This is a genomic window from Pedobacter sp. (assembly GCF_045628745.1).
In the GTDB taxonomy this organism is placed as follows: Bacteria; Bacteroidota; Bacteroidia; order Sphingobacteriales; family Sphingobacteriaceae; genus Pedobacter.
Window position 1 is genome coordinate 1 of the sequence record NZ_JAZQPU010000416.1, and the last position, 5,467, is coordinate 5,467.

Annotated in this window: 4 protein-coding genes; 1 reads left to right on the forward strand and 3 read right to left on the reverse strand. The window is 41.0% G+C overall.

Annotated elements, in window-relative coordinates:
- Positions 1-1,648 (forward strand): toprim domain-containing protein (locus ACR2F7_RS15000; RefSeq protein WP_432714358.1); only part of this gene is annotated, 1,648 nt, incomplete at its 5' end.
- Here the strand turns inward: ACR2F7_RS15000 and ACR2F7_RS15005 are convergent.
- The 3 genes from ACR2F7_RS15005 to ACR2F7_RS15015 all read right to left on the reverse strand — a co-directional run.
- Positions 1,649-2,629, reverse strand: coding sequence for a YihY/virulence factor BrkB family protein (locus ACR2F7_RS15005; RefSeq protein WP_432714359.1), 981 nt, complete (start codon positions 2,627-2,629; stop codon positions 1,649-1,651).
- 8 nt (positions 2,630-2,637) lie between these two features.
- Positions 2,638-4,929, reverse strand: a complete 2,292-nt coding sequence (locus ACR2F7_RS15010) for a BamA/TamA family outer membrane protein (RefSeq protein WP_432714360.1) — start codon at positions 4,927-4,929, stop codon at positions 2,638-2,640.
- Positions 4,913-5,467, reverse strand: a 555-nt coding sequence (locus ACR2F7_RS15015; protein WP_432714361.1) for a translocation/assembly module TamB domain-containing protein, incomplete at its 5' end; no start/stop codon positions are given. The genes ACR2F7_RS15010 and ACR2F7_RS15015, both read right to left, overlap by 17 nt.

Genomic DNA, 5,467 nt, shown 5'->3' on the forward strand with positions numbered 1-5,467 from the left:
CTGTGTGTCTAAAATCAATACCGGTGGTAAATACGACAGCAAGGCTTTCCAGAAATCTGTAGGTTTAAATGGGGTAGGTACCAAAGCGGTAAATGCACTTTCTAACTCTTTTGTGGTTCAATCTTACCGTGATGGAAAAACCAAGAAGGTAGAATTCTCTAAAGGGGAGATTGTGATGGAACATCCCATTATTGACACCACCCAAAGAAATGGTACGGCCATTACCTTTTATCCTGATGAAAGTATCTTTAGAAACTACCACTACATTACTGATTTTGTAGAGAGTATGATCTGGAACTATGTGTTCCTGAATGCTGGTTTGACGGTTAATTACAACGGACAGAAATTTTTCTCTGAACGTGGTCTTTATGATTTGTTGAATAAGGTAGCTGATGTAGACCATATCCGTTACCCTATTATACACCTGAAAGGGCATGATATTGAAATAGCGATGACCCATGGACAACAGTATGGTGAAGATTACCACTCTTTTGTTAACGGTCAGCATACTACACAGGGTGGTACACACCAGGCTGCTTTTAGAGAAGCAGTAGTGAAAACCATCCGTGAGTTTTATAAAAAAGAATATGAGGCATCGGATATCCGATCTTCTATCATCGCGGCCATTTCCATCCGTGTACAAGAGCCGGTTTTCGAATCACAAACAAAGACGAAGTTAGGTTCACAAAATATGGCCCCTGAGGGACCATCGGTACGTACCTTCATCAATGATTTTGTGAAAAAAGAGCTTGATGATTACCTGCACCGTCATTCTGATGTGGCTGATGCGTTGTTAAAACGCATCCTGCAGTCTGAACGGGAAAGGAAAGATATTGCTGGCATTAAAAAGCTGGCTAATGACCGTGCGAAGAAGGCCTCTTTGCACAACAAGAAGCTAAGGGATTGCAAGGTGCATTTTAACACCAACCATGATAAAAGGTACGAAACGACCTTGTTTATTACTGAGGGTGATTCTGCTTCGGGCTCCATCACTAAATCCAGGGATGTAGACTGTCAGGCAGTTTTCAGTTTGAAAGGTAAACCCTTAAACTGTTATGAGCTCACTAAAAAGGTTGTGTATGAAAACGAAGAGTTTAACCTCTTGCAGCATGCGCTGAATATTGAAGACGGACTGGAGGGCTTACACTACAACAATATTGTTATTGCCACAGATGCCGATGTGGATGGAATGCACATCAGGTTATTGATGATGACTTTCTTTCTGCAGTTCTTCCCCGACCTGGTTAGGGCTGGGCATGTTTACATCCTGCAAACACCATTGTTCCGTGTCCGCAATAAAAAGGAAACGATTTATTGTTACAGCGATGAGGAACGCCGGGCAGCGATTGAAAAGCTAGGTTCTAAACCAGAAATTACCCGATTTAAAGGGCTTGGAGAAATCTCTCCTGATGAGTTTGGTTTGTTTATTGGGAAAGACATCAGGCTTGACCCTGTGATTTTGAAGGAACAAACGATTAAAGGTTTGCTGGAATATTATATGGGTAAGAATACGCCTGATCGCCAGAAACATATCATCAGCAATTTGCGTATAGAGAAAGATACCATCGAAGATTTAATTTCTGCGGATGCCAGTGCGGCAACGGCAGCGGTTTCTGAAGATGTGGTAGACCTCTCTGCTACGGTATAGCTACTCGTCTACGGGCACTTTTGTTTCTTCGGGATGCTGAGGAGGCAATACGGCTACTTCTTTTTCTACGATAACAATTTTTGTATGTACGGCATATTTACTCGGTCTTATGCCTTCATCATATTTCTCTGCATAGGCCTGGGTAAATTCTGCGCCAAAGTAAAGAATAATGGCGCTGTAATAAATCCACAGCAAGATGATGATCACGGAGCCAGCAGCACCAAAAGCTGAGCCGGGGTTACCCTTCTCAATGTAAATGCCAATAAGGAACTGGCCCAGACTGAACAATAGGGCGGTAAATAGGGCACCAATAAGGGCTGTTTTCCATTTGAGGATCACATCGGGTAAGACCTTAAAGATAATTGCAAATATCCCTGTAACTACCGCTATCGTTACCGCGCGGGTGGCAAGGTCCATCATGATGGTGGTAACTTCAGGAATGTAACGCTCAATTTTAGTTCCCAAGCCAACAATGATACTGTTGATGACCAGTGAAACGAGCAGTAAAAAACCCATTGATATAATCAAAGAAAAAGAAAGCAGGCGGTTGGTGAGCATCTTCATCCATCCTTTTTTAGGGATGGCTTTCACTTTCCAGATCAGGTTAATGCTGTCCTGAATTTCGATAAATATAGCTGTGGCACCAATCACCAACGTTACCACCCCAATAATTAAGCCCATGGTACTTTTACCACTCAGGTTGGCATTGATCACGAAACTCTGCAACTGCAATGTTGCGGTCTCGCCAATCAGGCTGTTGATTTCGGCAAACAATTGTGTATCTGGGTTTAACTCATCACCAAAGAAAAGGCTGGCCGCAGAGATCACAATAATAATCAGTGGCGTGAGCGCAAAAATGGTGTAATAAGCTAAAGATGCACTCAACTTAGTCACCTTGTCTTCTATAAACCCCTTGCCGGCGGCCATGAAAAGATGGCCGAGCGATTTAAAAAAGCGGATGACGAATTTAAGTATTTTCATGTCTGCGTTTAGAATGGGTATCCTATGCCAATATTATAAATAATATTCTCTTTACGCCAGTTTTTATCACCGAAATCTATTTCATCAATTACCCAACGGTCTCCCGGGGCAAGGTAAGGCTTACGAATTGGAAACGCCACATCCAGTCGGATCACGAAGATGGTCGCATCAATCCTTAGACCAGCACCGGTACCTACAGCCATTTCGCTGAAAGCATTTTTGAAGCTAAATCCAGATCCTGGTTTTAAAGGGTCTTCCTTCCGTAACCAGATATTTCCTGCATCAGCAAATAGAGCACCATGGAGCACACTCACCAATTTAAAGCGCAGCTCTGTGTTGAACATGGCCTTTACATCACCACTTTGATCAGCATAGGTATCTGTTGTCTGGATTCTTGAAGTTCCCGGACCTAAAGAGCGTGCATGGAAGGCGCGGATATCATTACTACCACCAGCAAAAAACTGACGAACGAAAGGTAAGGAAGTACTGTTTCCATAAGCATAACCATAACCGAAGTTTAACCTGTTTGCCCATATTACATTACGGGTGATTTTGAAATAATCTCTGAAATCAGCTTCAAGGCGCACAAATTGGGTAAGTGCAGTACCAAAAATCTCCTTGTTACCTTCTTCATTTTTCTTCGCAAAGAGACCAAATAGATTACCACCAGTTTCAAGACCACCAAAGAAATACATATTGTTTCTTCTGGCATCTTCCATTTGATTGGTATAGGTAAAATTGTACTTACTGCCAATAATGAATTGCTTTTCTAGTTGTCGCCTTAAATCCGGAATAGAATCGAATAAGGCTTCCGGATCTTTGGAGGTAACTTTCGATGTTACATAATTGATGGAGATTGGGTTAAAAGTATGTTCTTTGTACTGGTTTTCTTTCCAATTATAGCCAAACTCTCCTTTAAAGGAATTAAGGTTATACAATGACCCTCTGTTCAACAATTGGTAAGAAAGAGAGGCTATTGTTTTTGGAATATAAGCATTGGTATTGTTAAACTTGAAGAATGGTACAATAAGCCTTGGAAAGGTCAATTTACCTTCAGCCGTGAAAGAAAATGTATTCTTTCCCTGTGATGTGCCACTCACTTGCGTTTCAAAACCACCACTGGCGCTGAGGTCCAATTGTTCTGCACCGCGGAAGACATTCCTGGTGGTATGTGTGATCTTCAATTCTGAACCCACGAAGTTATTCGACTTACTGGTTCCTGTTGCAGAGAAGGAAAGTGATTTCTTCTTTAACGGTGTCAGGTAGATGTTCAGATCCAGCTGGTTATTTCGGAAACTGTCTAAAGGAACAAACTCTGCTTTCACATATTGGAAAGTACCAATATTCACCATCCTGTTTAAACTTTGGTTATGGTCTGTTCTATTGTACAGCTCATCTTTTTTAAAGAATACCAGTTTATCAAACAAGCGTGGTTTATAAGTTTGGCGGGGATCGAAAATGTTAAAATCTTTATAAACCTCTGGTGTAGATTTACGTAAAATACTATCTCTACGTAAAGAATAATTTGGAAAGATATTAATCTCGTTGATGGCGTAAGGCTTCAAACCTGCATCAGGAGCAATACTCTTAACCCTTAAGGTAAGGTCAACCAGGTTTTTACCAATGGTGCTGTCTACCTGCAAGATCAGGTAATCTGGACTGAAGTAAAAGTAACCTGCCTGCTTGAGGTCATCATCAATACGGATGCGTTCATTTTTGAAGACATCTAAATCATAATAGTTTCCAACTTTTAAGAGTGTTTTATCTTTATTTTGGTTGATGATGGCAGCAATACTTCCACTATCTTTAGGAAAGGTGATGCTGTTGATTTTATAACGGATGCCCGTATTGACGGTGTAAATGGCTTTTGCTTTTTTGTGTTTTACAACGGTATCACCCACTACATCAGATTGCAGGTAACCCTGACTAATCAGGTAACTTTCTAATACAGCATTGTTATAGGTTAAATTGACCTCGCTTAATAAAACAGGAGGTTCGCCAAATTTGGTGCGCAACCAATGGCGAAAGCCTTTAGGTTTTTTTGGCTCTCCGGCAAGGTTGTACATGCCTAATTTAAACCTAACGCCTAAAATCTTTTTGTTGGGCCTTGGGCGGGTTTTACTCTCCAAAGTTTTTTTGACTTCTTTTTGGTCATCAATCCTGGCTGATGAATCAGGATTGATGTTGATTTCAGCGCCCACATATAAATTCTGCCCGGGTTTCAGGTTCTTTGTACTGCTACAAGACGCCCAAACCGAACATATAAGGATCAATAAGCTTAGTTTAATTAGTTCTTTCATTTCGAGGCTTCTGTTCTTGTATGTTTCTTTTCTTTTTAGAGAAGATTCTGAATACTTCTCTGAATCTATTGTAATCTACCACTAGTGCGAATCCAATTCCGGTTTCAATAATTTCACCTTGTATCACGCCTTCATTCTGGTTGCGTCTGTAAGCCCTTAACCGGTACCTGCCATCAGCAGATAATAAATATTCTACATTTACATTTCCTGCAATATTGGAAGAGCTTTTTCCCGGTTGCTCTGCACCCTCTAATCCAAATGAACTACCCACGGTAACGGTTAACCTGTCATTGAGCAGCTTTTTAGAAAGTCCAATTTCAAGATCTGTTTTTTGTTCCAGGTGACCTGTTGAATAATCTTCAGAAGAATTAACGCCGAAGTTTAATTGTACCCCCTGGATCAGGTCTGATGCTAAATTGTTAAGCTGTTCTGTTAATAATTTACTTACACTAGAGCGTGCAAGTGTTGAAACACCACCACCGCCTCCAGCTAGACTTTGGAAAGGATTATCGGCCATGAAGCGGTTTAAAGCTAACAA

Excerpts from the sequence above, each read along its gene's own strand:
- ACR2F7_RS15010 (WP_432714360.1), bottom strand. The coding sequence starts at position 4,929 with ATGAAAGAACTAATTAAACTAAGCTTATTGATCCTTATATGTTCGGTT.
- ACR2F7_RS15005 (WP_432714359.1), bottom strand. The coding sequence starts at position 2,629 with ATGAAAATACTTAAATTCGTCATCCGCTTTTTTAAATCGCTCGGCCAT.